A 25,743-nucleotide genomic window follows, 5' to 3' on the forward strand; every position below is an offset into this window, starting at 1 on the left:
GGATACGGACTGTCGGTCCGCTTCGATGGCAGGGATAGTATGAGGACCGACGGTCCGCTTGCAAGAGGAGGTAAGGCCGGTGCGGTCAGACGCGACCCGTAATCGGGAGGCGATCCTGCGGGCCACGGAGGAGCTGCTCGCCGCCCACGGCGCCGAGCACATCTCCCTCGACCGGGTGGCCGCGGCGGCGGGGGTCGGCAAGGGCACGCTGTTCCGGCGCTTCGGCAGCCGTACCGGGCTTTTCCAGGAGCTGCTCGCCGAGCGGGCCGCCGCGCTGGCGCTGGACATCGAGACGCCCGGTTCCGCGCTCGGGCCCGGCACGCCGCCCGAGGACCGGCTGACGGCCTTCCTGGACGAGCTGTGCGAGCTGGCCGAGCGCAACCTGGCGCTCTTCGCCGCGCACGAGCGGGCCTGCGCCGAGGACAAGTACCGCGATCCGACCTACCTGCGCTGGCACGCGCACGTGACGGCCCTGATCGCCGCGGCCCGGCCGGAAGGCGGCCTGGACGCGGAGTTCGCCGCCCACGCGCTGCTGGGCTCCTTCGACGCCGATCTGGCCCGGCACGTCATGGCGGACGGCGGGGTGGCGCGGCTCAAGTCCGCGGTCAGGGGCCTGGCCGAGGCCCTGCTCGAAGGCGCGGCTACTTCGCGAACGCGTCGGTAGCGGCCTGGCAGAAGGCCTTGAGGTCGTCCGGCTTGCGGCTGCTGACCAGGGTGTTGGGCCCTGACGTGCAGATCACGACCTCCTGGTCCGCCCACGTCGCCCCCGCGTTGCGCAGGTCGGTCCGCAGGCTCGGCCAGGACGTGATCGTACGGCCGCGCACGACGTCCGCCTCGATCAGCGTCCAGGGCGCGTGGCAGATGGCGGCCACGGGCTTGCCCAGGTCGAAGAAGGCGCGGGCGAACCGGACGGCCCGCGGGTCCATCCGCAGGTAGTCGGGGTTCGCGACGCCTCCAGGGAGCACGAGACCGTCGAACGAGGCCGGGTCGGCGTCCTCCACCGTGTCGTCCACGGCGAACCGGTCGCCCTTGTCCAGGTGGTGGAACGCCTGGATCTGGCCCCGCTTGGTGGAGACGAGCCTGGGCGTGCCGCCCGCCTGCTTGACCGCCTTCCACGGCTCCGTGAGCTCCACCTGCTCCACTCCCTCGGGAGCGACGAGGAACGCGATGGTCTTGCCGTCCAACATGTGATCTCCCCCTCGGGTTGAGTGCTTCCCTCTCCCCTTTCCGGGCGCGGCCGTAGTATGCACCTTTACCCCAAGGGGGTATAGTGACGGCCAAGGATCAAGGAGTGGAGGAGCGAGGCATGACCGTCACGACGTACCAGGTTGAGGGCATGACCTGCGGTCACTGCGTGAGCGCCGTGACCGAGGAGGTCGGCAAGGTCGCGGGCGTGAGCGGGGTCCAGGTGGACCTGGCGGCCAAGGCCGTGACCGTCACGAGCGAGGCGCCGATCGACCGCGTGCTGATCGACGCGGCGGTGGTGGAGGCCGGCTACGAGCTTGCGGGGGCGATCGAGCTCCTGCCGCAGGCGGGGGGTTCGTGCTGCGGCTCCGGCGGCTGCCACTGATCGCCCCGTAGGATGCCTCATCGTCCCCTTGGGGGTGCCGCATCACGGCAGTCCCAAGGGGACTGAAAATTTACACCGCAAAAGGAAACGAGAATGAAACAATTTTCCGCAGCGCGTTGACACGCGGACTCTCTATGGTGTGCCTTCTTCTACACAGGAAAACCCCCGCCTGAAGGTGAGGCACATATGAGGAAATGGATCGCGCGCCTGGCAGCGCTGGGTGTCGCGCTGTTAGTGGCGGGTCAGGGCGCGACAGCCGCCCATGCCCAGGAGCCGGCGGCGGGGAAGAAGGTACTGCGCGTCGGGGCCACCCAGTCGATGGACTCGATGAACCCGTTCCTGGCGGTCCGCCTGGTCTCGACCTCGATCCACCGCTGGATGTACGGCTTCCTCACGGTGCCCGACTCCAAGACGCTGCAGCCCAGCCCGGACCTGGCCGAGTCGTGGACCACCACGCCCGACGGGCTCACGTGGACGTTCAAGATCCGTGCGGCCAAGTGGTCGGACGGCAAGCCGGTCACGGCCGATGACGCGGCCTGGACGTTCAACAAGATCATGACGGACGAGGCCGCCAAGACGGCCAACGGCCCGGCGGTCGAGAACTTCGAGAGCGTCACCGCCAGCGGCCAGGACCTGACGATCAAGCTCAAGTCGCCGCAGGCGTCCATGCTGGACAACCCGATCCCGATCATGCCCAAGCATGTCTGGGAGTCGGTCACCGACATGGCCAACTACGACGCCGAGAAGTACCCGGCCGTCACCAGCGGCCCGTACATCGCGATCGAGCACAAGAAGGACCAGTACGTCAAGCTGCAGGCCAACCCCAACTACTGGCGGGGCAAGCCCAAGATCGACGAGCTGCAGGTCATCTTCTACGACAACCCGCAGGCCGCCGTCGCCGGTCTCAAGAACGGCGACATCGACCTGCTCGGCCGCATGTCCCCGGCCGAGTTCGAGGCCATCCAGAACGACGCGAACATCGAGGCCTGGAACACCCAGGGCCGCCGCGCGGCGTACCTGCAGATCAACCACGGCGCCACCACCACCGACAACAAGCCCGTCGGTGACGGTCACCCGGCCCTGAAGGACGTCAAGGTCCGCCAGGCGCTGCACTACGCCATCGACAAGCAGAAGCTGGTCGACGAGGTCCAGAACGGCCTGGCCAAGCCCGCCGACGGCTCGATCGTGCCGCCGATGTTCAAGGACTTCTTCTGGGAGGCCACGGGCGACGAGAAGGTCAGCTACGACCCCGCCAAGGCCAACAAGATCCTCGACGACGCCGGCTACAAGAAGGGCTCCGACGGCATCCGCACGATGCCCGACGGCAAGCGCAAGCTGGAGTTCCGCTTCAGCATCCACACCGACACCCCGGTCGAGGACAAGCTCGCCGAGTACCTGACGGGCTTCTTCAAGGAGATCGGCATCACGCTGACCACCAAGAAGGTCGACTCCAGCAAGTTCTCCGAGGAGACGGGCGTCACCGCTCTGTTCGACATCGCGATCAGCGGCTGGTCGGTCAACCCCGACCCCGAGGAGGTCCTGGCCACGCACCTGTGCAGCCGCAGGCCGGCCCCGGGCGGCGAGGGCGGCGGCACCGAGTCGTTCTTCTGCGACGAGACCTTCGAGAAGCTCTACCAGGAGCAGCTGAAGGAGCTCGACCGGCCCAAGCGCGCCGAGACCATCAAGAAGATGGAGGAGCGGCTCTACACCGAGGCCCCGGTCATCGCGATCTACTACCCGAACGACCTTGAGGGCTACCGCAAGGACCGGGTCACCAGCATCACCCCGATCCCCGAGGACAAGGGCCTCCTGTACGGCGGCAGCGGCTACTGGCCGTTCTACACCGTGGACGTCAAGGCCGCGGCGGCGAGCGGCGCCAGCGGCGGCGGCGGCTCCAACACCGGCCTCATCGCCGGCATCGTGGGCGGCGTCGTGGTCATCGGACTGGCCGGCTTCTTCCTGAGCAGGCGGCGTAAGAGCGTCGCAGACGAGCGCGAATGACCACTCCGCTAGAAGCAGCAGAGCCCGCCGTCCAGGCGGCGGGCCCTGGTGATGAGCGCTCCACCCGCCGCGGCACGCTGCAGTACGCGCTGTCCAAGGCCGGTGGGGCGCTGTTCAGCATCGCCATGGTGATCGTCGGGACATTCTTCGTGTTCCGGCTGCTGCCCGGCGACCCGGTGCGCAACCTGGCGCAGGGCCGCAACATGACGCCGGACCAGCTCAACCTCGAACGCCACCGGCTCGGCCTGGACAAGCCGGTGCTCCAGCAGTTCTTCGACTTCGTGGGCAACACGCTCAAGCTCGACCTGGGCACGTCCTACGAGTACAAGCGCCCGGTCCTGGACCTGATCGGCGAGCGCATCGGCCCGACGCTGCTCCTCGCGGGCACGGGTCTGGTCATCGCCGTCAGCCTCGGGATCTGGCAGGGCACGCGGTCCGGATGGCGGCCGGGCACCAAGTTCGACCGCTTCTCCACCAGCGTGTCGCTGGTGCTCTGGTCGGTGCCCACGTTCTGGCTGGGACTGCTGCTGATGATGGTGCTCGGCGTCGGCATCGGGCCCATTCCCGGCCTCTTCCCGTTCAGGGGCATCGAGAGCGTGGACGCGCCCGACGGCTTCGCGTACGTGCTGGACGTGGCCTCGCACATGGTCCTGCCGTGCCTGACCCTGGTGGGCGTGGTCTACGCCCAGTACCTGCTGATCATGCGCTCGTCGCTGCTGGAGGAGGTCAGCCAGGACTACGTGACCGTGGCCAGGGCCAAGGGACTCCGGGACGACGAGGTCCGGCGGCGCCACGCGGTGCCCAACGCGCTGCTGCCCACGGTGACGCTGGTGTTCATGCGCATCGGCTTCGTGGTCGGCGGCGCGGTCACCGTGGAGACGATCTACACCTGGCCCGGACTGGGGCAGCTGTTCTACCGCGCGATCAAGGTGCCTGACTTCACGCTCATGCAAGGGACGTTCCTGCTGATCACCGTGGCCGTGATCCTCATGAACACGCTGGCCGACGTGGTCTATCACATGCTCGACCCGAGAGTGAGGTCGGCATGACCAGCGTCGCCGCGGCCCGCAGACGGCTCGTCCTGAGCCGGTTCTGGGCCGAGTTCCGCACTCACCGAGCAGGCCTCGCCGGGATGGTGGTCCTGCTCATCGCCGTGGTGTTCGCACTGATCGCGCCGCTGTTCATCGACGAGGGCGTGACCAGCGTCGTCGATGCCACCGGGGGCAAGTTCGCCGCGCCGAGCCTCGACTTCCCCTTCGGGACCGACGAGTCCGGCCGCTCGATCCTGCTGATGATCTGGTGGGGCTCGCGCACGTCGCTGCTCATCGGCTTCCTGGCCGCCCTGCTCAGCATCGTGATCGGCACGGTCATCGGCATCGCCGCGGGGCACTTCCGCGGTTGGGCCGGCGGCACGCTCATGCGGGTCACGGACTGGTTCCTGGTGCTGCCCTCGCTGGTGACCGCGCTGGTGCTGGCGGCCATCCTGGGCGGCACCACGTTCACGGTGATCATGGCGATCGCGGTCACCTCCTGGCCGTCGACCGCCCGCCTGATCAGAGCGCAGACGCTCGCTGTGGAAGCCCGGCCGTACATCGAGCGGTCGAAGGCGCTCGGCGGCGGGCACTGGCACATCACCACCCGGCACGTGCTCCCCAACGTGGCGCCGCTGCTGCTGGCCAGCACCACGCTGGAGGTGGCCAGCGCGATCGTCACCGAGTCCACGCTGGCCTTCCTGGGCGCCAGCGCGAACAAGACGTCATGGGGGACCATGCTGCGCTCCTCCTACGACTACGGCGCGGCCACGCAGGGCGCGTGGTGGTACATCCTCATCCCCGGTCTCGCCATCCTGGCCGTCGTCATGGCGTTCACCCTCGTCGGGCGGTCGCTGGAGGCCGTGCTGAACCCGCGGCTCAGGAGGGCGGCGTGAGCGAGCGAAGCGAGAGAACGATCAAACACAGCAGCTTGCTTGAACTCGACGACGTGTCGGTGACGTACCGCATCGCCTCGGGCGAGGTGCCCGCCGTGCGCGGTGTGTCGCTGACGCTCGACTCCGGGGCGGCACTCGGAGTCGCCGGCGAGTCGGGATCCGGCAAATCGACGTTGGCCATGGCGCTGATGCGGCTCCTGCCCCGCGACGCGCGCGTCGGTGGCCGGATCCTGCTCGACGGCGAGGACGTGCTCACCATGAAGTGGGGCCGCATGCGCGCCGTACGGTGGGCCGAGGCCTCGATCGTGTTCCAGGGCGCACAACACGGGCTCAACCCGGTGCGCAGGATCGGCGACCAGATCGCCGAGCCGCTGCTCGTCCACGGCCTGGCCAAGCCGGAGGCCGCCCGCAAGCGCGTGGCCGAGCTGCTCGAACAGGTCGGCCTGCCCACCTGGCGGGCCCGCAGCTACCCGCACGAGCTGTCCGGTGGGCAGCGGCAGCGCGTGATGATCGCGATGGCGCTGGCCTGCTCGCCCCGGCTGATCATCGCCGACGAGCCGACCACCGCGCTCGACGTGATGGTGCAGGCACAGGTCCTGACGCTGATCAAGGAGCTGGTCGCCGAGCACGGCATCTCGCTGATCATGATCTCGCACGACCTGTCGGTGCTGGCGGACGTGTGCGGGCAGCTCGCGGTCATGTACGCGGGCCGCGTCGTCGAGTACGGGCCGTCCGCCGAGGTGTTCCACGACGCCAAGCACCCCTACAGCCGGGCGCTGGCGGCGGCGTTCCCCACGGTAGGTGACCCGGCCTCGCGGCTGGCCCCGAAGGGCCTCGGAGGCGACCCGCCCGACCCGATGCAGCTCCCGGGCGGCTGCTCGTTCCACCCGCGCTGCCCGGTCGCGCTGGACGAATGCGCCACGCTGGACGTGGAGCTGTGGCCCGCGGGTGAGCGCCGTACCGCCGCTTGCGTGCACGTACGCGAGAAGGAGGGGGCCTCATGACCGAGACGCAGACCACCGCCGAGGCGGTCTCGACGGCCCGGCCGAGCCTGCTGGAGGCCCGCGACCTGCGCGTGGAGTTCTCCTCGCGCGGCCGCCGCGCCAAGGCCGTGGACGGCGTGAACCTGGCCGTCGGCGAGGGCGAGATCGTGGCCCTGGTCGGCGAGTCGGGCTGCGGCAAGACCACGCTGGCGCGCACGCTGCTCGGCCTCGAACGCCCCACCTCGGGCGAGGTCCGCTACGGCGGCGCCGCCCTGGACTACGGCTCCAGGGCGCTCAAGGCGTACCGCAGGCAGGTGCAGCTCGTCCTGCAGGACCCGACCGGCTCGCTCAACCCCAGGCACACCGTGTACGAGGCGGTCGCCGAAGGGCCGCGCATCCACGGCCTGCCGGACGAGCGGGAGGTCGTGGCCGAGGCCCTGTCCAGGGCTGGGCTTCGGCCGCCGGACCGGTTCTTCCTGCGATACCCGCACGAGCTGTCCGGCGGGCAGCGGCAGCGCGTGGTGATCGCCGGGGCGCTGGCGCTGAACCCGAAGGTGCTGATCGCCGACGAGCCGGTGGCCTCGCTGGACGCCTCCGTACGCGGCGAGATCCTGGCCCTGATGCTGCGGTTGCGCGACGAGCTGGGGCTGTCGGCGCTGGTCGTCACCCACGACCTGGGCCTGGCCTGGAACATCGCCGACCGGGTGGCGGTCATGTACCTGGGCCGGATCGTCGAGTCGGGGCCGGTGGAGCAGGTGCTGACCGCGCCGCGGCACCCGTACACGCAGGCCCTGATGTCGGTGCTGCCGGAGTCTCCCGAGCGGGTGGTGCTGACCGGCGAGCCGCCGGACCCGACCCGGATCCCGGGCGGGTGCCGCTTCCACGCCCGCTGCCAGGTGCTCGCCTCCGGGAAGGCGGCCGAGGCGGGGGTGGACGCCAGGTGCCGTTCGGAGCTGCTGGACATCCTGCCGGCCGTGCCCGAGGCCCAGGCGGCCTGCTACTACGCGGACGCCCTCGACGCTTAGCCCAGGTCGGCGTCGTGGACCAGGATGGCGGCCTGGACGCGGTTGGCCAGGCCCAGCTTGGCCAGCACGCGGCTGACGTGCGCCTTCACCGTCGCCTCCGTCAGGCGTAGCTCGCGGCCGATCTCGGCGTTGGACAGGCCGCGGGCGACGGCCCTGATCACGTCCTCCTCCCGCCCGGTGAGCCGGTCGAGCTGCCTGCGCGCCACCTCGGCGCGGGAGGGGGCGCGGTTGGCGTACGACGCGATCAGGCGCTTGGTGACCGAGGGCGAGAGCATGGCCTGGCCGCCGGCGACCGTGCGGACGGCGGCGGCCAGCTCTCTCGGCGGGGTGTCCTTGAGCAGGAACCCGACCGCGCCCAGGCGTAGCGCCTCGTGCACGTACTCGTCCAGGTCGAACGTGGTCAGCATGATCAACTTGGGTGCGTCCGGCTCGGACAGGAGCCGCGCGGCGGCGGTCAGGCCGTCCATGCCCGGCATGCGGACGTCCATCAGCACGACCTCGGGCCGCAGCCGCCGCACGGCGGAGACGGCCTCCGCGCCGTCGCGGGCCTCGCCGGCGACCGCGATGTCGCCCGCCGCCTCCAGGATCAGCCGCAGCCCCGAACGGACGAGCTCCTCGTCGTCCACGACCAGCACCCTGATCATGCCGGGATCCTGGCGCTCACGAGGAAGCCGCCGCCGTCCTGGGCGCTGGTACGCAGCGTGCCGCCGAGCAGCTCCACCCGTTCCCGCAGGCCCACCAGGCCCCAGCCCGCCCCGGGCAGCTCCCCGGGCGGCTGCTTGGGCGCCTCGTTGCGCACCTCCACCTCCAGCTCCTCGGGCCCGTAGCGGATGAGCACGTCCGTGGCGGCGTCGCCCGCGTGCTTGTGCACGTTGGTCAGCGCCTCCTGGACCACCCGGTACGCCGTCCGCTCCACGGTCGGCTCGACCGGCCGCGCCTCGCCCTCGTCGTGCCTGGTCACCGCGATGCCCAGGGCACGGGACTGGTCGAGCAGCCGGTCGAGGTCCCCCAGGGCGGGCGGTGGCCGGCGCGGAAGGTTCTCGGGCGTGCGCAGGACGCCGAGCACGTCGCGCAGGTTCGCCAGGGCCTCGCGCCCGATCCCGCCGATCAGGGCGGCGGCCCGCTCGGTCTCCTCGTCGGACGCCCGCATCTCCAGCGCCCCCGCGTGCAGCACCATGAGCGAGACCCGGTGCGCGACCACGTCGTGCATCTCCCTGGCGATCCTGGCCCGCTCCTGTGCCCTGGCCTGCTCGGCCCGCATGACCTGCTCGTGCTCGCGGCGTTCCGCACGCTCCCTGGCCGCGTCCCGGCGGGTGCGCACCAGGAGGCCGAGTGCCAGCGGCAGCCCGATCACGGCCAGCGCCAGGATCAGCGCGTTGCCCGTGGTGGCGGTCATCAGCTCGTACGGGCCGCTCCGTCGCGCGCCCGCGAGCGCGGCGACCCCGCACACGGCCAGGCAGCCGCCGAGGTAGGCGGCCAGGCGGCGCCCGCTCAGGGTCAGGCCCGCGAAGTAGGAGGCCACCAGCAGCGGCGGCCACATCACCAGCCACACGTAGCCGACGGCGCCCACCGCGGCCAGCGGCCACCAGGACCGCCGCGCCTGCCAGGCGGCCAGGCCCGCGACCGCGGCGACCGCGGCGAGCACCGGGAGCGGCAGGCTCGACGGCACCCCGATCTGCCCCCTCACCACGAGCAGCGAGGCCGCGAACACACCGGCGCCGAGCAGCACGAACCGCATGCCTCACAGCGTATGGGCCACCCGGAAAGGGGCATTACGACGAAAGTAGTAAGAGCCGATCGACGATCGGGGCGTCCCGGGCGGCGGCCTCCGGCACCAGCCTGGGCCCATGCGTAAAACCCTCGCGACAGTCGCGATGTCCTTGGCCGTCCTCGCCGGAGCCGCTCCGGCGCAGGCGGCCGACCTCGCCCTTCCGAAGCCGACCGGGCCGCGGCCCGTCGGCACGACCAGCCTGCACCTCGTGGATTCGAGCCGCCCCGACCCCTGGAACCCCGAGGCGTCCCGGCGGGAGCTGATGGTCTCGCTCTGGTACCCAGCCAGGAAGGCCGTGGGGCGGCCCGCGCCGTACGTGACGCCCCAGGAGTCGGCCGCCATCGTGAAGGGCTTCCCGGGCGTCTCCCCGGACGCGCTCACGAAGACCAGGACGTACGCCAGGCTCGACGCCCCCGTGAGAGGGGGCAGGCTGCCCCTGGTCGTCATGTCGCCGGGCTTCTCCTTCCCGCGCGCCACCCTGACCTCGCTGGCCGAGGAGCTGGCGAGCAGGGGATACCTGGTGGCGGCGGTGGAGCACACGTACGAGTCGGTCGCGACCACGTTCCCCGACGGCCGGACCACCACCTGCCTGGCCTGCGTGAAGGGCCAGGACAACGTCAAGGTGGCCGCGAGCCGGGTCAAGGACGTGCGGTTCGTGCTCGGCGAACTGCTCAAGGGCCGGTGGGGCAAGGCGATCGACCGGTCGAGGATCGCCATGGTCGGCCACTCCATGGGCGGGTACGCCACCGCCCAGACCATGCTCGCCGACACCCGGATCAAGGCCGGCGTCAACCTGGACGGCACGTTCGCGCTGGACGAGCCGCTCGACCGGCCGTTCATGCTGGTCGGGGCGCCGGTACACGCCCCCGGCTACGGCTCCTGGGACAAGGCCTGGGTCAACCTGAAGGGCTGGAAGCGCTGGATCACGGTGGCGGGGACCGACCACTCGGCGTTCGTCGACTACGCCGTGCTCAGGCCGGCGCTCGGTCTGCCCGCGCAGGAGCTGGACGGCGCGCGGGCGCTGCGGATCACCCGCGCTCACCTGGTCAGCTTCCTCGACCTGCACCTGCTCGGTAAGCGGACTCCGGTCGAGGACCATCCCGAGGTCACCGATCACACCCGGAACGCGTCGGCGTTCTCCGAGGCCCACTGAGCGAAGCCGCGCGCGTCCCGGCCGGTGATCTCGCGCACGGTCGGGACCACCGTGTAGCCCTCCTCCGGGGTGTTGCCCAGGGCCTGGACGAGGAACTCGATGGTCTGCTCGCCCATCCCGTCGGCGGCCCACTTGACCCGCGCCTCGTCCACGGTCAGCTCGACGTACTCGACGTGGCTGCCGATCGTCGTCCCCAGGATCTCGACCTTCTGCCTGAGCGTGATCGCCTCGGGACCCGTCAGCACGTACGTCCTGCCGCCGTGGCCGCCCTCGACCAGCACCGTCGCGGCCACGGCGGCGATGTCGCGCTCGTGCACGAGGGCGCTCAGCCGGTCGCCGAACGGCTCCTTGATGACGCCTTCCGTCTTCACCGTCTGCGCCCACCAGCGCAGCGTGTTGGACATGAACTCGACCGGGTGCAGCAGCGTCCACTCCAGGTCGGTCGCGGCCAGCGCCTGCTCGAGCGGGCCGTCCTCGCGGCCGCCCAGCACGGTGACCCGCCGCACGCCCGCCTTGACGGCCAGCTCCACGATCGCGGCGCCATCCGGCAGGGGCGCGTAGTCGTCGCCCGCGAAGTTGATGAAGTGCGCGCCGGTGACGCCCTCGAAGGCGTCCTTCAGCGTCTCGGGCCGGGCGAGGTCACCGGCGACGACCTCGACGCTCTCGGGGAGTCCGGCCTTGGCGGGGTTCCTGGTCAGGGCGCGTACGTGCTGCCCGGCCGCGAGGAGCTCCTCGACGACGAGACGGCCGACGGTCCCGGTGGCTCCGGTGACGAGGATGGTCATGGCGAACCCCTTTTTCTTCGGAACGGAATGTTCTGCTCTTACTATAGCAGAACGGAACGCTTCATTCCGAATAATTCTTGAGCGAGATGGCGTTCGCGGCGCGGTGGATGGGGCCGGCGATCCTGTCGATCATCCGGTCGCGGCCGGGCAGGTGCGGGAGCAGCCTGATCATCCTGGTCTGGAGCCAGACGGCCACGGACGAGCCGATCACCATGCCCTTGACGTTGGCCGGCCCGAGCGCCTGGTTCGCCTCGACGAACTCGCGCATCTCGCGCTCGTAGCCCTCCGTCCCGCCGCCGCCGGCCAACTCGCCGGCCAGCACGTACGCGCCCACGAGCGCCAGGCTCGTGCCCTGCCCGGCGGCCGGCGAGGCGCAGTACGCCGCGTCGCCCACCAGCACGACGCGCCCCTTGGACCAGCGGTCCATGTGGATCTGGGTGACCGAGTCGAAGTAGAAGTCCTTGGCGTCGCGTACGGACTCCAGCAGCGTGGGCACCTCCCAGCCGACCCCCGCCATGGCCTTCACCAGCAGCTCCTTCTGGCCCTCGACGTCGCGGTGGTCGTAGGCCAGCGGCTCGGACGACCACATGAACAGCGCCTTGGCGCGGGTGTCCTGGCGGGTGCTGTAGACGTTCGCGGTCCGGCCGGGGGCCACGTGCACGGCCTCCTCGCGGTCCAGGCCCAGGGTGTTGGGGACGGTGCAGATGGAGATGTAGTAGCCGAGGTCGCGGGCGTACCGGGACTCCTCGCCGAAGGCGATCCTCCTGGTGTTGGAGTGCGCGCCGTCGGCCCCGACGACCAGGTCGAACCTGCGGGGCGCCGAGCGCTCGAACGTCACCGTGCCGTCCGCTGCGATGCCCGTGACGGAGTCGTCGAAGACGTACTCGACGTCGCGGCGGGTGAGGTCGTACAGGAGCTCGTTGAGGTCGCCGCGCATGATCTCGGCGTCGTCGCCCGTGCGCCCGCCGAACAGGTCGGCGTCCATGGTCGCGATCTTCCTGCCCCTGGCGTCGTAGTGGGTGGCGATCCGCATGTCCGTGCTCGCCGCGCGGACCGCCTCCATGAGGCCCATGCGCTCGATGACCTGGAGGGCCACGCCCCGGATGTCCACCTTGTAGCCGCCCTCGCGGATCGCGGGGGCCCGCTCGACCACGGTCACGTCGAAGCCGTGCCGCGTGAGCCAGTACGCGGTCGCGGTGCCGGCGATGCTTGCGCCTGAGATGAGGATGCTCTTCGTCATGGCCCTGACGGTACATATGTCTCAGACGTTTGTCTAGGACGAATTTTCCAGACGTTTGTGCTAGGGTGCGAGCATGGGAAACAGGGAAGATCTGCTGGCCGGGGCCAAGCGATGCCTGATCGAGAAGGGCTACTCGCGTACGACGGCGCGCGACATCGCCAACGCGTCCGGGGTGAGCCTGGCGGGCATCGGCTACCACTTCAAGTCGAAGGAGGCGCTGATGAACGAGGCGCTCTTCGAGGCGATGCGGGAGTGGGGAGACGACCTGGCGCAGACCTTGACGGCCGACGTCAAACCGGATGCCACGCCGCTGGAGCGGTTCGAGACGGCCTGGGATCGGGTGGTGGAGTCGTTCACCCGCCTGCGGCCGCTGTGGCTGACGCAGTTCGAGCTGCTGGGGCAGATCGACCACCTGCCGGAGGTGCGCGAGCAACTGGTGCGGGCCACCGGGGAGGCGCGGCTGGGGCTGGCCGAGCTGTTCGAGGGGGTGGAGCTGGGGGGTGATCCGGAGCGTGAGCGGCTGGCGGGGACGCTCTACCAGGCGCTGCTGACGGGCTTCCTGTCGCAGTGGCTCCTCGACCCGGACGGCGCCCTGTCGGGCCGCGAGGTGGTCACGGCCCTGCGCTCATTCGCTTCCTGACGAGACGGTCAGAAGGCGCTGATGGTGGCGGGGGCGCGTTCGGTGCGGCTGAGCGTGCGGATGACCGCCGTGGCCCCGTGCCGGTGGACGGCCAGCCGGGCCAGGAGCTCGACCACGGGATCGATGATCGAGGACGGCAGCTCCGGCGTGTCCAGCCCCACGCTCGCCGCCAGGTCGTCCGAGTGCACGACCAGCTCCACGAGCCGCGTGAGCAGGAAGTCGTCGAGCCGCAGCGACCACCCCGTCCACGGCAGGCCCACGACCCGGTCGTGGGGTTCGGCGGGCAGGGCGGCGGTCAGCAGGTCGAGCAGCTCCTGCGTCCGGTCCACCAGCGCCCCGGGCCCGTCCGCGGCGGCGGCCTGGCCGCCGCGCCTGACGCTCACGTTGCTCTCGTGGTCGAGCCCCGCCTGCACCCACGGCGACCTCGAATAGTGCTCCAGGAGCCCGACCGGCTCGCCGGCCACCCCGTCGGGGGCGAGCACGTCACGGGCGCGGACGAGCTGGTGGGCCAGGTGCCCCGCCAGCCCCGCGACGCTGAACTCGGTCAGCGCGCTCGGCTTGTCCCAGGCCGCCGCCACGGCGGGATCGCGCAGCAGCGAGACTGCCGACGTCGCGGCCACCAGATAGGACTGCCTGATTTCCCCCATTTGCCGCCCTTCCCCTGGTTTAGGTGGTAACTCGCGCCAAGACTATCCCTCCGACAATCAGGCCGAGCGCCGCCATCCGGCCGACCGAGACGGGGTCGCCGTTGAGCGCGATGCCCAGGGTGATCGCGCCGACCGCGCCGATGCCCGTGAAGACGGCGTACGCGGTGCCGACGGGCAGCGTGTTCATCGCCTGGGACAGCAGCCAGACGGCGGCGGCCATCAGGACGAGGGACACGAGCGTGGGCACCGGCCGGGTGAAGTTCTGCGTCGGTTTGATGCTCTGCGACCACGCCACCTCGACGAGTCCGGCGAGGAACAGGACGATCCAGTTCACCGGGCCGCCTCCTTGAGCGCCGCCGCCAGGGACTGCTCGTGGCTGTCGCGCAGGTGCGCCAGGGCCGGGTCGAGCCGCGCGTTGACCAGCTCCGCGTGGATGAACGTCACGTCCTCGACCCTGAAGTGCCCCTTGAAGAAGTCGCGCAGGTAGCGCTCCTGGTGGTCGTAGGGCTCGCGGGGCGTGCCCGGCCCGTACGCGCCGCCCCGCGCGCTCGTCACGACGAACGAGCGGCCTTCGAGCGACATCTTCGGGAACGTGATCTGGTCGAGCCAGGCCTTGAGCGAGGAGGGGATCGAGTAGTTGTACATCGGCGTGCCGATCAGGATCACCTCGGCCGCCACCACCTCGTCGAGCAGCGGCTCCACGACGGCCCACGCCTGCCGCTGGGCAGGCGTCCGCACCGCCTCCCGATAGCGCGAAATGTCGGTGATCTCGTGTTCGAGGATGTGGTCGCAGAGCTCGGTCCACGCCTCGCCGATGTGCGGCACGGGCTGCGCGGCCAGGTCCCGGTACGCGTACCCGCGATCGGGATGCGCGGCCCGCCACGTGTCGGCGTACACGGCGGACAGCCTGCGCGAGAACGACGACGCCCGGCGCGCGCTCGCGTCCAGATGCAGCAACATGATCTCTCCCTTGAAAGGCCCTAAGCGGACACGCTGTCCACTTCAATATAACCGGACGCCGTGTCCACATACAATCGGACGCATGGAGAGAGCCGACGCCGCGCGGAACCGCGCGCGCATCCTGGAGGCGGCCGCGCAGCTCTTCGCGGAGCGGCTCCCGCAGGACGTGACGATGGACGACATCGCCAAGAAGGCCGGGGTGGGCCGGGGCACGCTCTACCGCCGCTACCCCGACCGGGCGTCGATCGCCGTCGCGCTCCTCGACGAGCACGAGCGGGCGCTGCAGGAACGGCTGCTGCGCGGCGACCCGCCGCTCGGCCCGGGAGCGCCGCCCGCCGAGCGGCTCGCCGCCTTCTACGCCGCGATGGTGCGCCTGCTGGAGGACCACCGGCACCTGGTCCTCGGCTCGGAGGTGGGCCGCTCGCGCTTCGAGACGGGCGCGTACGGCTTCTGGCGGGCGCACGTGCGCGCGCTCCTGGTCGCGGCCCGCACCCCGGATCCCGACGCGCTGGTGGACGTCCTGCTCGCGCCCCTGGCCCCCGAGGTGTACGGCTACCAGCGCTCGGTGCTCGGCCTGACCCCGGAGCAGATCACGCGGGCGCTGGCCGAGCTCACGGCGACCCTCAGGTCAGGGCCTTCCTGATGGCGGACCTGAGGAACGCGCGGGCCAGCCTCCCCCTCCTGAACCGACTCAGCACCGGCCGCGCCGTGCCGTACCTGCGTGCCCGGATGTCGGCCACCACGTTCTCCGGCGCCCCGAGCTCGGCGAGCACGTCGAGGGCCTCCCGCTTGCTGATCATCCGCCCTTCCCGCAGCGTGACCGTGGCCCGGGCGACCGTGAGCAGGCCCAGGTCCACCCAGATGTCGCGCAGCCAGCGCCGCCGGGCCCGCGTCTTGACGAGCCAGTAGTCGCGCAGGTCACCGCGTACGAAGCCGGTCAGCTCCTCGTCCGACACCGGCGGCAGCAGCCCGGCGGGCGGCGGGCCGTACAGCTCCAGGGCCCCTTCGTGCAGCTCGCGGCGGGTGACCGCGCTGACGGGACGGCGGAAGATGCGCTCGTGCGCCCAGGTCACGTGCTCGACCGAGGGGTCGGCCAGCTCTTCCCTGGCCAGGTACGAGCAGTGCAGGTGCGCGGCCAGCGGCCCGTCGAGCGCCCGGTGGACGGCCTTGATCCGGCGCCACTGCTCCATCGTCACCGGGGCGTCGATGACCGCGATCAGATCCAGATCGCTGCGGCCGGGCTGATAGTCATCGGTGGCGAGCGAACCGTGTGCCCATAAGGCGACCAAGGGCACGGCCGGTTCGACGCCCCGGAGAAAGTCGCTCAGCAGTCGTTCGGTGGCCGCGTGCATACTGGTCACTATGATCGATAAACCGCCGAGTGGGAAAGCCGCGCAGATCACAGCGGTTCCGCGCGGCTCCGGTCAGGTCGTCACGACGCGTTGAACAGCGCGCTCACCGACTCCCCGTCGTGGATGCGGCGCATGGCCTCGGCCAGCGCGGGCGCGATCGACAGCACGGTGAGCTTGTCGCTGGGCTTGGGCGACGGCACGGTGTTGGTGCAGACGATCTCCTCGACCTCCGGCAGCGCGCTCAGCCGCTCCACCGCCCCGCCCGCGAACAGCCCGTGCGTGCAGGCCACCCGCACCGAGCGGGCCCCCCGCTCGCGCAGCCGGTCGAGCAGCTCGATGACCGTGCTGCCCTTGGCGATCTCGTCGTCCAGGATGATCACGTCCTTGCCCGTGACGTCGCCGATCACGGAGCTGATCACCACGCGGTCGTCGCTGAAGCGCTGCTTGGCGCCCATGGCGACGCCGGTGCCGAGCAGTCGGGCGAAGTGGGCGGCCTCCTTGGCGTTGCCGAGGTCGGGGGAGACGACGACCGTGTTCGACAGGTCGTACCGGCGGAAGTGCGCGGCCAGCTCGCGCAGCGCGTGCAGGTGGTCGACGGGGACGCTGAAGAAGCCGTGCACCTGCGGAGAGTGCAGCGTCATGGCCAGCACGCGGCTGGCGCCCGCGGCCACCATCAGGTCGGCGACCAGCCGCGCGCCGATCGAGATGCGCGGGGCGTCTTTCTTGTCCGACCTGGCATAGGCGTAATGCGGCAGGACCACAGTGGTCCGCGCCGCGGACGCGCCCCGCGCCGCGTCCAGCATCAGCAGCAGCTCGACCAGATGCTCCTGTACGGGCGGCACGAGCGGCTGGATGAGGAACACGTCGCGTTCACGGCAGTTGGCCTGGAGCTGTACTTCGAGGACGTCGTTGGCGAAGCGCTCGATGCGCACCGGGTGGAGTGGCGTACCCAGATGCCTGCAGATCTCTTCAGCCAGCTCAGGGTGGGCGCTTCCAGAGAAAACCGTGATGTCTCGCACGATTCCGTAAGCATAGCCACCCGGCCTCGGCGTTCGCGTGAGCGACCCGGGGGTGCGGTCAAACGAGCAGCAGATCGGCGGTCAGCTCGTCGAGGCCGGGCAGGACGCGCCAGGCCAGGGCCAGCGCGTCGGGAGCGGGCGGGTAGTGCGGGTGCGGCACGGCGATCACGCGCATGCCCGCCGCGTGCGCCGAACGCAGCCCGTTGCTCGAATCCTCCACCGCCACGCACTTGCGCGGGTCCGCCCCGATCCGCCGGGCGGCCTCGAGGTATCCGTCGGGCGCCGGCTTGCCGCGGGCGACCTCCTCGGTCGAGACCGTGGCCGCGAAGCACTCGTCGAGCTCGGCCGCGTCCAGCACCACGTCGATCAGCCTGCGCGGGGACGAGCTGGCCAGCCCCAGCGTGACGGCGTCGGACAGCCGCCGCACCGTCTCCACCGCCCCGGGCATCAGCGGCACCCCGTCGCGGTAGCGGGCGGCCATCTGGTCCACCACACCACGCGCGATCTCGTCGGGAGGCATCGAGACCCCCAGCGAGTGCAGGTACGCGGCCCACTCCCCGGTGCTCATGCCCATGAGCCTGGACTGCGTGTCGGGCTGCCAGGTGCCGCCGTGTTCGGCGACGAACGCCCGGCGCACCTCCTCCCACACGGGCTCGGAGTCCACCAGCACGCCATCGAGGTCGAACACGCACGCTTCCACCCGACCAGCCAACCACACGGCCCAATCACTCGGCGCCGAGGAGCCGGGTCAGGTCTGTCCGTATTGCCCTAGATTCATGCTATTAGGGGTGTTTATTGAGCTATCTGGAGTGATTCCCGGGCACTCGGCTAGACATGGCAGACCTTCCATTTCACGACAAGGACGACTTCGCGGACGCCGACCGCGGCTTCATCGCGAAGCTGAGTCCGGCAGTGATCCAAGCGGCCGACGGCCGGGTCATCTGGGACAACGACTCCTACGACTTCCTCCAGGGGGAGTGCCCGGCGACGGCCCATCCCAGCCTCTGGCGGCAGGGCCAGCTGTGCGCCAGGCAAGGTCTGTACGAGGTCGCCGAGGGCGTCTACCAGGTACGCGGCCTGGACCTGTCGAACATGACCCTGGTCGAGGGCGAGCGCGGCGTCCTCGTGATCGACCCGCTGATCTCCACGGAGTGCGCCGCCGCCGCGCTCCGGCTCTACCGCGAGCACCGCGGCGACCGCCCGGTCACCGGCGTGGTCTACACGCACTCGCACGTCGACCACTTCGGCGGCGTACGCGGCGTCACCGGGGGAGGCGTGCCGATCCTGGCCCCGGAGGGGTTCATGGAGCACGCGGTGTCGGAGAACGTCTACGCGGGCCCGGCCATGACCCGCCGGGCCGTCTACATGTACGGCCCCGCCCTGCCCCGCTCGCCCGAGGGCCAGATCGGCTGCGGCCTCGGCATGACCAACTCGACGGGCACCGTCTCGCTCATCCCGCCCACGACGGACATCACCCGTACCGGCCAGGAGGAGACCGTCGACGGGATCCGGATGCTCTTCCAGCTCACGCCCGGCACCGAGGCCCCCGCCGAGATGAACTTCCTCTTCCCCGACCGCCGCGTCCTGTGCCTGGCCGAGAACGCCACGCACAACCAGCACAACGTCATCACCCTGCGCGGCGCCATGGTCCGCGACGCCCGCGCCTGGGCGCGCTACCTGAACGAGGCCGTCACGCTGTTCGCCGACCGGGTCGACGTCGCCTTCGCCTCGCACCACTGGCCCACCTGGGGCCGCGACGGCATCGTCCGCTTCCTCGAACAGCAGCGGGACATGTACGCGTACCTGCACGACCAGACGCTGCGGCTGCTCAACAAGGGCCTGACCGGGCCCGAGATCGCCGAGGCCATGCACATGCCGCCCGAGCTGGAGCAGGCCTGGCACACGCACGGCTACTACGGCTCGGTCAGCCACAACGTCAAGGCCGTCTACCAGCGCTACCTGGGATGGTTCGACGGGAACCCGGCGCATCTGTGGGAGCACCCGCCGCGGGAGAGCGCCGTCCGGTACGTCGACTGCCTGGGCGGTGGCTCGGCCGTGGTCGCGTTCGCCAGGCGCTACATCGACGAGAACGACCTGCGCTTCGCCGCCCAACTGCTCAACCACGCCGTCTTCGCCGACGAGGGCAACAAGGAGGCCCGCGACCTGCTCGCCGAGGTCTACACCCGGCTCGGCCACGGCGCCGAGAACGCCGTGTGGCGCAACTTCTACCTCATGGGAGCCCTGGAGCTGTCCGACGGCATCGTGCCCGCCACCGTGGACGCCGGCTCGCTCGACCTGCTCGCCGCGCTGTCCGTGGAGCAGATCTTCGACTCGCTCGCCATCCGCGTGGACGGGCCGCGCGCCTGGCACGAGCGGCTGTCGATCGACTGGTACCTGACCGACCTGGGGGAGCGGTACCGTACGACGCTCTCGAACGGCGCGCTCATCCAGCAGCGGGAGCCCGCGGACGAGAGCGCCGACCTGACGCTGCGGCTGACGAAGGACCAGCTCGTGGGGCTGCTGGCGGGCAAGGGGGTCGGGGGCGTGGAGCGCGAGGGGGACACGGGGGCGCTGCAACGGCTGGTCGCCGTGCTCGACCACGCGACACCCGACTTCGCCATCGTCACGGCCTGAGCCTCTGCCCTCGCTCAGGTCGTCACGGCCTGAGCGAGGGCTCTTGCTCGGGCCGTTCGACCTCGTGGCGCAGCGCCTTGCAGGCCAGCGCCAGCAGCGTCACCACCGCGGCCCCGATGCCCGGCCCGAGCACCAGCGGCAGGGTCAGCTCACCGGCGTGCCACACCGCCGCCAGGATCGCCGCCGAGGTCAGCACCGCCACCCCGAACATCGCCCCCCACAGCGGCAGCACGTCCAGGTACGCGAACAGCAGCGGGAACGCCAGCCACACGAACGGCGGCGCCGCCACCGCCAGCACGACCCATCCGGCCGTCACGAGCCCGAGCCACACGACCCGCAGCCCTCCGGACGTCAGCGGACCGGCGGCATAGGCGAAGCCGAGCACCAGCCCCCCGACGGCCACGGCCACCTGGTCCTCGCGCAGCGAGCCCACCACCGCGGGCACCAGAAGCCCGCAGGCCGTGGCATGCACCGCCCACCGCAGCAACCGCGACGGAATGTCCATCATTACTCACCAAGAGTAACCTCAGGACTCGGCGCCGTCACGCCTCGCGGCGCCGCCCGGTGAAGATGGTGATCAGGAAGTACAGCAGCCCGGCCAGCACGAGGGCGATGACCACGCCGATGTTCGCCCCCCCGAACGTGCCCGCCTTCATCTCGTCGCTCATCAGGAAGCCGACGATCCTGGCGATGTTCGGGTCGCCCGAGGTGATCAGCCCGAGGCCCACGGCCGACGCCACGACCAGCGAGACCAGCCCGGCCCAGTTGAGCGCGGGCGCGCCCGGCCGCAGCAGCCGCTCGTCGTACGACCTGCCGCCCGCGCGCAGCCGCCACATGTCCACCAGGAAGATCGCCACCCAGGCCGCCATCACCACCCCGATGATCGCCAGGAACGCCTGGAAGGTGCCGAGGAAGCTGCTGGACACGAACAGCAGGTAGTAGCCGCCGAGCACCATGAGCACGCCGTCGATCAGCACCGCGTAGTGCCGCCTGACCGGCACGCCGAGCGCCAGCATCGACAGCCCGGACGAGTAGATGTCCATGATCGCCCCGGCCAGGAAGCCGCCGATGGCGGTCAGCAGGTACGGCAGCAGGAACCACGTCGGCAGCGCCTGGGCCAGCGCGCCCACCGGGTCGCCCCCGGCGGCCTCGGCCAGCTTCGGATCGCCGCCCGCCAGCAGCACGCCGAACACGAGCAGCACCATGGGCGGCACCGCGCCACCCAGCGTGGTCCACAGCGCCACCGACCTGGCCCGGGAGTTCGAGGGCAGGTAGCGGGAGTAGTCGGCGCCGCAGTTGACCCAGCCCAGGCCCAGCAGCGTCATGGCGAAGACGACCCCGCCGACCCACTCGCCGGGACCCGCGTCGCTCTTCAGCGCCCCGCCGAGCTTCGGCACCATGAGGGCCATGTAGACGATCGTCAGCACGACGAACGCGTACGTCAGGTAGCGCTGGACCGCCATGATCAGGGCGTGGCCGTACACGCCGACCGCGATCACCACGACGGCCGCGACGGCGAAGCACACGGCGGTGGCCGTGGTGGCGGGGACGCCGGGCGCGAGCCGCGCGAGGATCGCCGCGCCGCTCTGCGCGGAGAGCGTGACGAGCACGATCTCCCAGCCGACGTTCGAGATGTAGGAGAGAACGGCGGGCAGCTTGTTCCCCTGGTACCCGAACGGCGCCCGTCCCAGCGTCATCGTCGGCACGCCCGACCGCGTCCCCGCGACCGCGACCAGGCCCACCAGCAGGAACGACAGCGCGTACCCGACCGCCCCGGTGATGATCGCGGGGATCATGCCCAGACCGAGACCGACCATGTACACGCCGAAGGCGACACCGAACAGGGAGAGGTTGGAGCCGGCCCACGGCCAGAAGAGATCCCCCGGCCGGCCGTGCCGCTCGGCCTCGGGGACCGCGTTGATGCCGTTCTGCTCGACGGTCATCGTGTCCATGATCGGACGTTACTCGCCCCATACCCGGTAAGAGAACCCTTGGACGGTCGGTGAGAGTCTGGACGGCATGAGCGCGGAGACCACCGGGTTCGACAGGCGGCGGCACGCACTGGCCGTGTGCCTGGTGTCGGCGTTCATGACCGGGCTGGACGTGAGCATCGTCAACGTGGCGCTGCCGTCGATCCGCGCCGGCCTGCACGCGACGGCGGACGGCCTGCAGTGGACGGTCTCCGGCTACGCGCTGACGTTCGGCCTGCTGCTGGTCCCGGCTGGGCGCATGGGGGACGCCAGGAGCCGCAGGACGCTGTTCATGTGGGGTGTGGCGCTGTTCACGCTCGCCAGCGCGGCGTGCGGCTTCGCCTGGGACATGAAGGTGCTGATCGCGGCCAGGCTCGTGCAGGGCATGGCCGCCGGAACGGTGAACCCGCAGGTGTCGGGGCTGATCCAGCAGATGTTCGCGCGGCACGAGCGGGGCCGGGCGTTCGGCGCGCTGGGCGCCACCATCGGCCTCTCCACGGCCGCCGGGCCGCTGATCGGCGGCGCACTGGTCACCCTGTCCGGGCCCGAGCTGGGGTGGCGGTGGGTGTTCCTGGTGAACGTGCCGATCGGGCTGGCCCTGCTGCCGCTGGCCTGGCACGTCCTGCCGGCCCCGCGCCAGGACGTGCCGCGGCGGCGGGAGAGCATGGATCCGGTGGGCGTGCTCCTCCTGGGCGTCGGGGTGGCGGGCCTGCTGCTGCCCTTCATCCAGCGCCACCAGTGGGAGGGGAACGCCAAATGGCTGATCATCCCCGCCTCGCTCCTGATCCTGGGCGGGTTCGTGACCTGGGAACGGTTCTACCGCCGCGAGCCTCTCGTGGACCTGGCGCTGTTCAGGAAACGCTCCTATCGCCTCGGCACGGCCATTGGGCTGTTCTACTTCGCCGGATTCACCGGCATTTTCTTCATCTTCACCCTGTACCTGCAGAGCGGCCTCCACTACAGCCCCCTGCTGGCGGGCCTGTCGATCACGCCGTTCGCCCTCGGCTCGGCGTCGTCCAGCGTGGTGGGCGGGCGGCTGGTGTCCCGCGCGGGACGCCGCGTGGTGGTCATCGGCCTGCTCACGGTGATCGCCGGCCTGGCGGCGACCATGGCCGCCACCGTGCTGGTGCCGGGGCCCGGCGCGGGCCTGGCCACCGCCCTGCCGCTGCTGGTCGCGGGCATCGGCAGCGGCCTGGTCATCTCGCCCAACCAGGCCATCACCCTGTCGGAGGTGCCGCCCGAGGGCGGCGGGAGCGCGGCGGGGGTCCTGCAGACGGGCCAGCGGCTGGGCTCGGCGATCGGCATCGCGACGGCCGGCTCCACGTTCTTCGGCGCGCTCGGCGCGGACTGGGCGACCGCCTTCCGTCACGGCCTGGCTGTGGTCCTGCTGTTCATCTTCCTCTCCCTGGTGGCCGCCGTGTACGACCTCGCCCGCCCGCGTTAGCGCCTCCGCTCGGGACCCCTCCCGGCGCAGGCCTTGTAGAAAGGCCTCACCCCCTGCGGCCGGGCCACGCGAGCACGGCGTACCGGGCCGCAACAGCCGACGAAAGGGAGACCATGCACCCCCGGAAGGCCATCACCGCCCTGACCCTCTCCTGCGCGCTGGTCGCGACGCCGGTCCTCGCCGCGACCCCGGCCGCCGCCTCCGCCCCGAACCTCCGGGCCTGTTACGACGGGAAGTGTAAGTTCACGTTCACGAGGGCCGTGAGCTTCCGCGTCTCCAGCGCGTACGGCCTCGGCAGAGTGCGCGTCTCCAAGGAGTACATGGGCGGCCTCTTCAACCAGGACATGGTCGTCGTGCGGGCCCCCGGCCTCACCTCGTCACTCGGAGAGGGCGCCAGGGGGGAGTTCCGGTACGGGAGCAAGCGCACGCTTAACTTCCGCGTGCTGTCGATCACCGACCGGGGGGCGACGATCCGCTTCGAAGGATGACCAGGCGTTCCCGTTCGCCGGGTCGGCTAGGCTTCGGCGCGGGGGTGGGCACCATACGAACGAGATTGCGCAAGCTCCGCGCGGGTGGGCGGGAGTTCGTGTGGAAGGGCGAGATCCACCACGTGTCCGGCGGGCGCGACTGCCACAGATGCGTCCGCCTGCGGGTCTGGGGCGCCGGGAAGAACAGCCGCGTGCTCCAGGCGGACCTGCTGTCGAAGGCGGTCCTGCCGTGGGGCTGCGCGAGCGACAACTCCTACCCGACCCCGAAGGACGTGCGGGAGGTCATCGACCATGCGCTGACGCATGGCTGGGACCCCGACGCCGCCGGCGGGGTCTTCGTCCTGAGCGAGGACGAGCACGCCGCCGCGTTCGAGCTGACCGATTTCCTCCTCACCGACCGCCTCAGAGACGAGGGGGCGCCGGACCCGACCACCCGCGTGCTCAGTGCCTTCGAACGCGCGACTGACTGAGCTCCCTCGAACTTCCTCCGCTCTGACGCGAAATGATGGCCCGTCTCCTTACATAGGCACAGATGTCCGTACATCGCACTATGAAGGAGCCGGGCATGGGGATGCCTCGTGGATGAGGAACGGGCCAGGTTCGAGTCCGTCTACCAGGAAACGTACGGCCTGATCACGGCGTACGCGGCGCGCCGTTGCGACACCCCGCAGGATGCGGCGGACGTGGTGGCGGAGACCTTCGCCGTCGCCTGGCGGCGGATACACGACCTCCCGGACGGGGAGGAAGCCACGCTGTGGCTGTACGGCACGGCACGCAAGGTGCTGGCCAACCACTATCGCGGCGAGGTCCGCCGTCAGGCGCGCAGCGTGGAGCTCGACACCGAGATGGCCGACCTGTACGGAGCCTCGCCCGACAGCCGGGTCGAGTTGTCCGCGATCGCGCACGTCTTCCGGAGCCTGTCCGACGACGACCGCGAGCTGCTGGCGCTGGTCGCGTGGGAGGGCCTGGACCGGCAGGAGGTCGCCGCCGTGCTCGGCCTGTCGCGCAACGCCGTACGCATCAGGCTGCACCGCGCCCGCAAGCGCTTCGCCCGCGCGCTGGCCGAGGCGGACGTCCGTTTCACGTCGGAGAGCCGGCTGATCCCGGCGGAGAGGCAGCTGTGAAGAACACCGACGACATCGACACGATCACCCGCTCACTGGCCCGAGTGGAGCCGGGCCGGCCAGGGGGGCAGGTGTCCGACGCGGGGGCGCGGACACTGCTGGCCTCGATCACCGCCACCGAGCCCGGCCCGCCCGCGGCCCGCCCGCGCCCGTACCGGGCCCGGCGCCTGTTCCTGGGGCTGGCCGTGGCGGCCACACTCGCCGTGGGCATCGTGGTGGGGCAGGGCCTGCTGCGGACCGGCGTGCCGCCTTCGTACGCGGTCACCAAGGACTCCGACGGCGTCGTGTACGTCAAGCTGCGGGATTTCCGTGACGCCGCGGGGCTGACGAGGCAACTGCAGGAGCTCAACGTCCCCGCCGTCGTCGACTACGTGCCTCCGGGCAAGATGTGCCGGGAGCCGCGCGGGACCCACGTCGAGGACATCCCCCGGGGCCTGTACTCCGTACCGGAGAACATTCCCGGAGAGGAGGGGCGCGGCTGGCAGATGCGGATCGACACCAAGCTGTTCAAGCCCGGCCAGACCTTCGTCTGGACGATCGGAGAGCAGACCACCACCACCATCCTGATGACCGGCCCGATCGGGCCGTGCGTCCTGGAGGACGAGCCCGTGCGGAAGGAGGTCAAGTCCGACTACCGGCTGGCGACCGTGAAGGGCCGCTCGCTCGCCGGGCTCCGGGTGGACGAGAAGACCGTCGGCGAGGTCCTGCCCGAGCTCAGGAAGCGCGGACTGAAGGTCACCTTCCTCATCATGGAGATCGCGCCGGGCAACCCGGGCGGATTCGGCGAGGGCCCCACGCGGACCACTCCCGTGGGCGACGACTGGGTCGTCTGGGAGGCGGAGGAGTCCATCCGCGAGCCCGGGGTGATCCGCCTGCTCGTCACCGACAAGCGTTACGACCGCAACCCTGTCTACGGCGGTCCACGCGACAACGTCATCAAGGAATAACGCTTCTTGATCGGCCAGGAGAAGTGGGGGATCGTGGCGGCCTTCGCCGAACCGGTCAACTGA

29 protein-coding genes are annotated in these 25,743 nt (G+C 70.8%); 16 read left to right on the forward strand and 13 right to left on the reverse strand.

Going from position 1 to position 25,743, the window contains the following annotated elements:
* Window positions 1–79: 79 nt before the first annotated feature.
* On the forward strand, window positions 80–664 hold the full coding sequence (locus ACWDRB_RS58165) for a TetR/AcrR family transcriptional regulator (RefSeq protein WP_449910008.1): 585 nt from the start codon (window positions 80–82) through the stop codon (window positions 662–664).
* Here the strand turns inward: ACWDRB_RS58165 and ACWDRB_RS58170 are convergent.
* Window positions 642–1,187, reverse strand: a complete 546-nt coding sequence (locus tag ACWDRB_RS58170) for a type 1 glutamine amidotransferase domain-containing protein (protein ID WP_449910010.1) — start codon at window positions 1,185–1,187, stop codon at window positions 642–644. The genes ACWDRB_RS58165 and ACWDRB_RS58170 overlap by 23 nt on opposite strands.
* Before the next feature lie 119 nt (window positions 1,188–1,306).
* Between ACWDRB_RS58170 and ACWDRB_RS58175 the strand changes: the two genes are divergently transcribed.
* From ACWDRB_RS58175 to ACWDRB_RS58200, 6 genes are all read left to right on the forward strand, one after another.
* Entirely contained in the window at window positions 1,307–1,570 is a 264-nt protein-coding gene (locus ACWDRB_RS58175) for a copper ion binding protein (RefSeq protein ID WP_397369085.1), read from the forward strand.
* Window positions 1,571–1,756: 186 nt separating this feature from the next.
* A complete protein-coding gene (locus tag ACWDRB_RS58180; RefSeq protein WP_449910011.1) occupies window positions 1,757–3,571 on the forward strand; it encodes an ABC transporter substrate-binding protein in 1,815 nt (604 codons plus the stop codon).
* A complete protein-coding gene (locus ACWDRB_RS58185; RefSeq protein WP_449910013.1) occupies window positions 3,568–4,620 on the forward strand; it encodes an ABC transporter permease in 1,053 nt (350 codons plus the stop codon). The genes ACWDRB_RS58180 and ACWDRB_RS58185 overlap by 4 nt, the downstream gene beginning before the upstream one ends.
* The gene (locus tag ACWDRB_RS58190; RefSeq protein WP_449910015.1) at window positions 4,617–5,498 is read left to right on the forward strand and encodes an ABC transporter permease; all 882 of its coding nucleotides are present in this window, start codon (window positions 4,617–4,619) and stop codon (window positions 5,496–5,498) included. Before ACWDRB_RS58185 ends, ACWDRB_RS58190 begins: the two co-directional genes overlap by 4 nt.
* Window positions 5,495–6,502: an ABC transporter ATP-binding protein gene (locus ACWDRB_RS58195; RefSeq protein ID WP_449910017.1), complete on the forward strand. Its 1,008-nt coding sequence runs from the start codon at window positions 5,495–5,497 to the stop codon at window positions 6,500–6,502. The genes ACWDRB_RS58190 and ACWDRB_RS58195 overlap by 4 nt, the downstream gene beginning before the upstream one ends.
* The gene (locus ACWDRB_RS58200; protein ID WP_397369089.1) at window positions 6,499–7,506 is read left to right on the forward strand and encodes an ABC transporter ATP-binding protein; all 1,008 of its coding nucleotides are present in this window, start codon (window positions 6,499–6,501) and stop codon (window positions 7,504–7,506) included. The genes ACWDRB_RS58195 and ACWDRB_RS58200 overlap by 4 nt, the downstream gene beginning before the upstream one ends.
* Here ACWDRB_RS58200 and ACWDRB_RS58205 read toward each other — a convergent pair.
* Together ACWDRB_RS58205 and ACWDRB_RS58210 are read right to left on the reverse strand one after the other, a co-directional pair.
* Window positions 7,503–8,150, reverse strand: a complete 648-nt coding sequence (locus tag ACWDRB_RS58205) for a response regulator (RefSeq protein WP_449910020.1) — start codon at window positions 8,148–8,150, stop codon at window positions 7,503–7,505. The genes ACWDRB_RS58200 and ACWDRB_RS58205 overlap by 4 nt on opposite strands.
* Entirely contained in the window at window positions 8,147–9,244 is a 1,098-nt protein-coding gene (locus ACWDRB_RS58210) for a sensor histidine kinase (RefSeq protein WP_449910022.1), read from the reverse strand. The genes ACWDRB_RS58205 and ACWDRB_RS58210 overlap by 4 nt, the downstream gene beginning before the upstream one ends.
* A gap of 109 nt (window positions 9,245–9,353) precedes the next feature.
* On the opposite strand from ACWDRB_RS58210, the gene ACWDRB_RS58215 reads away from it, so the two are divergent.
* Window positions 9,354–10,430 carry an alpha/beta hydrolase family protein gene (locus ACWDRB_RS58215; protein WP_449910024.1) on the forward strand — a complete coding sequence of 359 codons (1,077 nt, stop codon included), beginning with the start codon at window positions 9,354–9,356 and terminating at the stop codon, window positions 10,428–10,430.
* On the opposite strand, the gene ACWDRB_RS58220 is transcribed toward ACWDRB_RS58215, so the two are convergent.
* A complete protein-coding gene (locus ACWDRB_RS58220) occupies window positions 10,391–11,215 on the reverse strand; it encodes an NmrA family NAD(P)-binding protein (RefSeq protein WP_449910025.1) in 825 nt (274 codons plus the stop codon). The genes ACWDRB_RS58215 and ACWDRB_RS58220 overlap by 40 nt on opposite strands.
* A 61-nt stretch (window positions 11,216–11,276) precedes the next feature.
* Window positions 11,277–12,455, reverse strand: coding sequence for an FAD-dependent monooxygenase (locus ACWDRB_RS58225; protein ID WP_449910027.1), 1,179 nt, complete (start codon window positions 12,453–12,455; stop codon window positions 11,277–11,279).
* A gap of 73 nt (window positions 12,456–12,528) precedes the next feature.
* On the opposite strand from ACWDRB_RS58225, the gene ACWDRB_RS58230 reads away from it, so the two are divergent.
* Window positions 12,529–13,095 carry a TetR/AcrR family transcriptional regulator gene (locus ACWDRB_RS58230; protein WP_449910029.1) on the forward strand — a complete coding sequence of 189 codons (567 nt, stop codon included), beginning with the start codon at window positions 12,529–12,531 and terminating at the stop codon, window positions 13,093–13,095.
* Window positions 13,096–13,103: 8 nt separating this feature from the next.
* Here the strand turns inward: ACWDRB_RS58230 and ACWDRB_RS58235 are convergent, their stop codons facing one another.
* Genes ACWDRB_RS58235 through ACWDRB_RS58245 form a run of 3 tightly spaced genes read right to left on the reverse strand, consistent with a single transcriptional unit; the run spans window position 13,104 to window position 14,702 of the window.
* Complete coding sequence (locus ACWDRB_RS58235; protein WP_449910031.1) at window positions 13,104–13,742, reverse strand: maleylpyruvate isomerase N-terminal domain-containing protein; 639 nt, start codon at window positions 13,740–13,742, stop codon at window positions 13,104–13,106.
* Window positions 13,743–13,761: 19 nt separating this feature from the next.
* The gene (locus ACWDRB_RS58240) at window positions 13,762–14,076 is read right to left on the reverse strand and encodes a DMT family transporter (RefSeq protein ID WP_350741898.1); all 315 of its coding nucleotides are present in this window, start codon (window positions 14,074–14,076) and stop codon (window positions 13,762–13,764) included.
* On the reverse strand, window positions 14,073–14,702 hold the full coding sequence (locus tag ACWDRB_RS58245; protein ID WP_397369097.1) for an FMN-dependent NADH-azoreductase: 630 nt from the start codon (window positions 14,700–14,702) through the stop codon (window positions 14,073–14,075). The genes ACWDRB_RS58240 and ACWDRB_RS58245 overlap by 4 nt, the downstream gene beginning before the upstream one ends.
* Before the next feature lie 82 nt (window positions 14,703–14,784).
* On the opposite strand from ACWDRB_RS58245, the gene ACWDRB_RS58250 reads away from it, so the two are divergent.
* A complete protein-coding gene (locus ACWDRB_RS58250; RefSeq protein WP_350741902.1) occupies window positions 14,785–15,345 on the forward strand; it encodes a TetR/AcrR family transcriptional regulator in 561 nt (186 codons plus the stop codon).
* On the opposite strand, the gene ACWDRB_RS58255 is transcribed toward ACWDRB_RS58250, so the two are convergent.
* The 3 genes from ACWDRB_RS58255 to ACWDRB_RS58265 form a co-directional block, all read right to left on the reverse strand.
* Window positions 15,326–16,054, reverse strand: coding sequence for a nucleotidyltransferase domain-containing protein (locus tag ACWDRB_RS58255; RefSeq protein ID WP_449910034.1), 729 nt, complete (start codon window positions 16,052–16,054; stop codon window positions 15,326–15,328). The genes ACWDRB_RS58250 and ACWDRB_RS58255 overlap by 20 nt on opposite strands.
* Window positions 16,055–16,134: 80 nt before the next feature.
* A complete protein-coding gene (locus tag ACWDRB_RS58260; protein ID WP_449910036.1) occupies window positions 16,135–17,073 on the reverse strand; it encodes a ribose-phosphate diphosphokinase in 939 nt (312 codons plus the stop codon).
* Between the two features lie 58 nt (window positions 17,074–17,131).
* Window positions 17,132–17,761 carry an HAD family hydrolase gene (locus ACWDRB_RS58265; protein ID WP_449910038.1) on the reverse strand — a complete coding sequence of 210 codons (630 nt, stop codon included), beginning with the start codon at window positions 17,759–17,761 and terminating at the stop codon, window positions 17,132–17,134.
* A gap of 146 nt (window positions 17,762–17,907) precedes the next feature.
* Between ACWDRB_RS58265 and ACWDRB_RS58270 the strand changes: the two genes are divergently transcribed.
* A complete protein-coding gene (locus tag ACWDRB_RS58270; RefSeq protein WP_355204087.1) occupies window positions 17,908–19,707 on the forward strand; it encodes an alkyl/aryl-sulfatase in 1,800 nt (599 codons plus the stop codon).
* 22 nt (window positions 19,708–19,729) lie between these two features.
* On the opposite strand, the gene ACWDRB_RS58275 is transcribed toward ACWDRB_RS58270, so the two are convergent.
* Together ACWDRB_RS58275 and ACWDRB_RS58280 are read right to left on the reverse strand one after the other, a co-directional pair.
* The gene (locus ACWDRB_RS58275) at window positions 19,730–20,215 is read right to left on the reverse strand and encodes a hypothetical protein (RefSeq protein WP_350741911.1); all 486 of its coding nucleotides are present in this window, start codon (window positions 20,213–20,215) and stop codon (window positions 19,730–19,732) included.
* 34 nt (window positions 20,216–20,249) lie between these two features.
* Window positions 20,250–21,659, reverse strand: coding sequence for a purine-cytosine permease family protein (locus ACWDRB_RS58280; RefSeq protein WP_449910040.1), 1,410 nt, complete (start codon window positions 21,657–21,659; stop codon window positions 20,250–20,252).
* Window positions 21,660–21,726: 67 nt separating this feature from the next.
* Between ACWDRB_RS58280 and ACWDRB_RS58285 the strand changes: the two genes are divergently transcribed.
* The 5 genes from ACWDRB_RS58285 to ACWDRB_RS58305 all read left to right on the forward strand — a co-directional run bounded on the left by ACWDRB_RS58285 (window position 21,727) and on the right by ACWDRB_RS58305 (window position 25,680).
* On the forward strand, window positions 21,727–23,121 hold the full coding sequence (locus ACWDRB_RS58285) for an MFS transporter (protein ID WP_449910042.1): 1,395 nt from the start codon (window positions 21,727–21,729) through the stop codon (window positions 23,119–23,121).
* A gap of 113 nt (window positions 23,122–23,234) precedes the next feature.
* Complete coding sequence (locus ACWDRB_RS58290) at window positions 23,235–23,609, forward strand: hypothetical protein (RefSeq protein WP_449910044.1); 375 nt, start codon at window positions 23,235–23,237, stop codon at window positions 23,607–23,609.
* Window positions 23,610–23,674: 65 nt separating this feature from the next.
* Window positions 23,675–24,079: a hypothetical protein gene (locus ACWDRB_RS58295; protein ID WP_350741918.1), complete on the forward strand. Its 405-nt coding sequence runs from the start codon at window positions 23,675–23,677 to the stop codon at window positions 24,077–24,079.
* A 108-nt stretch (window positions 24,080–24,187) separates the two neighbouring features.
* Window positions 24,188–24,733 (forward strand): RNA polymerase sigma factor, encoded by a 546-nt coding sequence (locus ACWDRB_RS58300; protein ID WP_449910047.1) that lies wholly within the window; start codon window positions 24,188–24,190, stop codon window positions 24,731–24,733.
* A complete protein-coding gene (locus ACWDRB_RS58305) occupies window positions 24,730–25,680 on the forward strand; it encodes a hypothetical protein (protein ID WP_449910049.1) in 951 nt (316 codons plus the stop codon). Before ACWDRB_RS58300 ends, ACWDRB_RS58305 begins: the two co-directional genes overlap by 4 nt.
* The last annotated feature ends 63 nt before the right edge of the window (window positions 25,681–25,743 follow it).

This window comes from Nonomuraea sp. NPDC003707, from assembly GCF_053587055.1.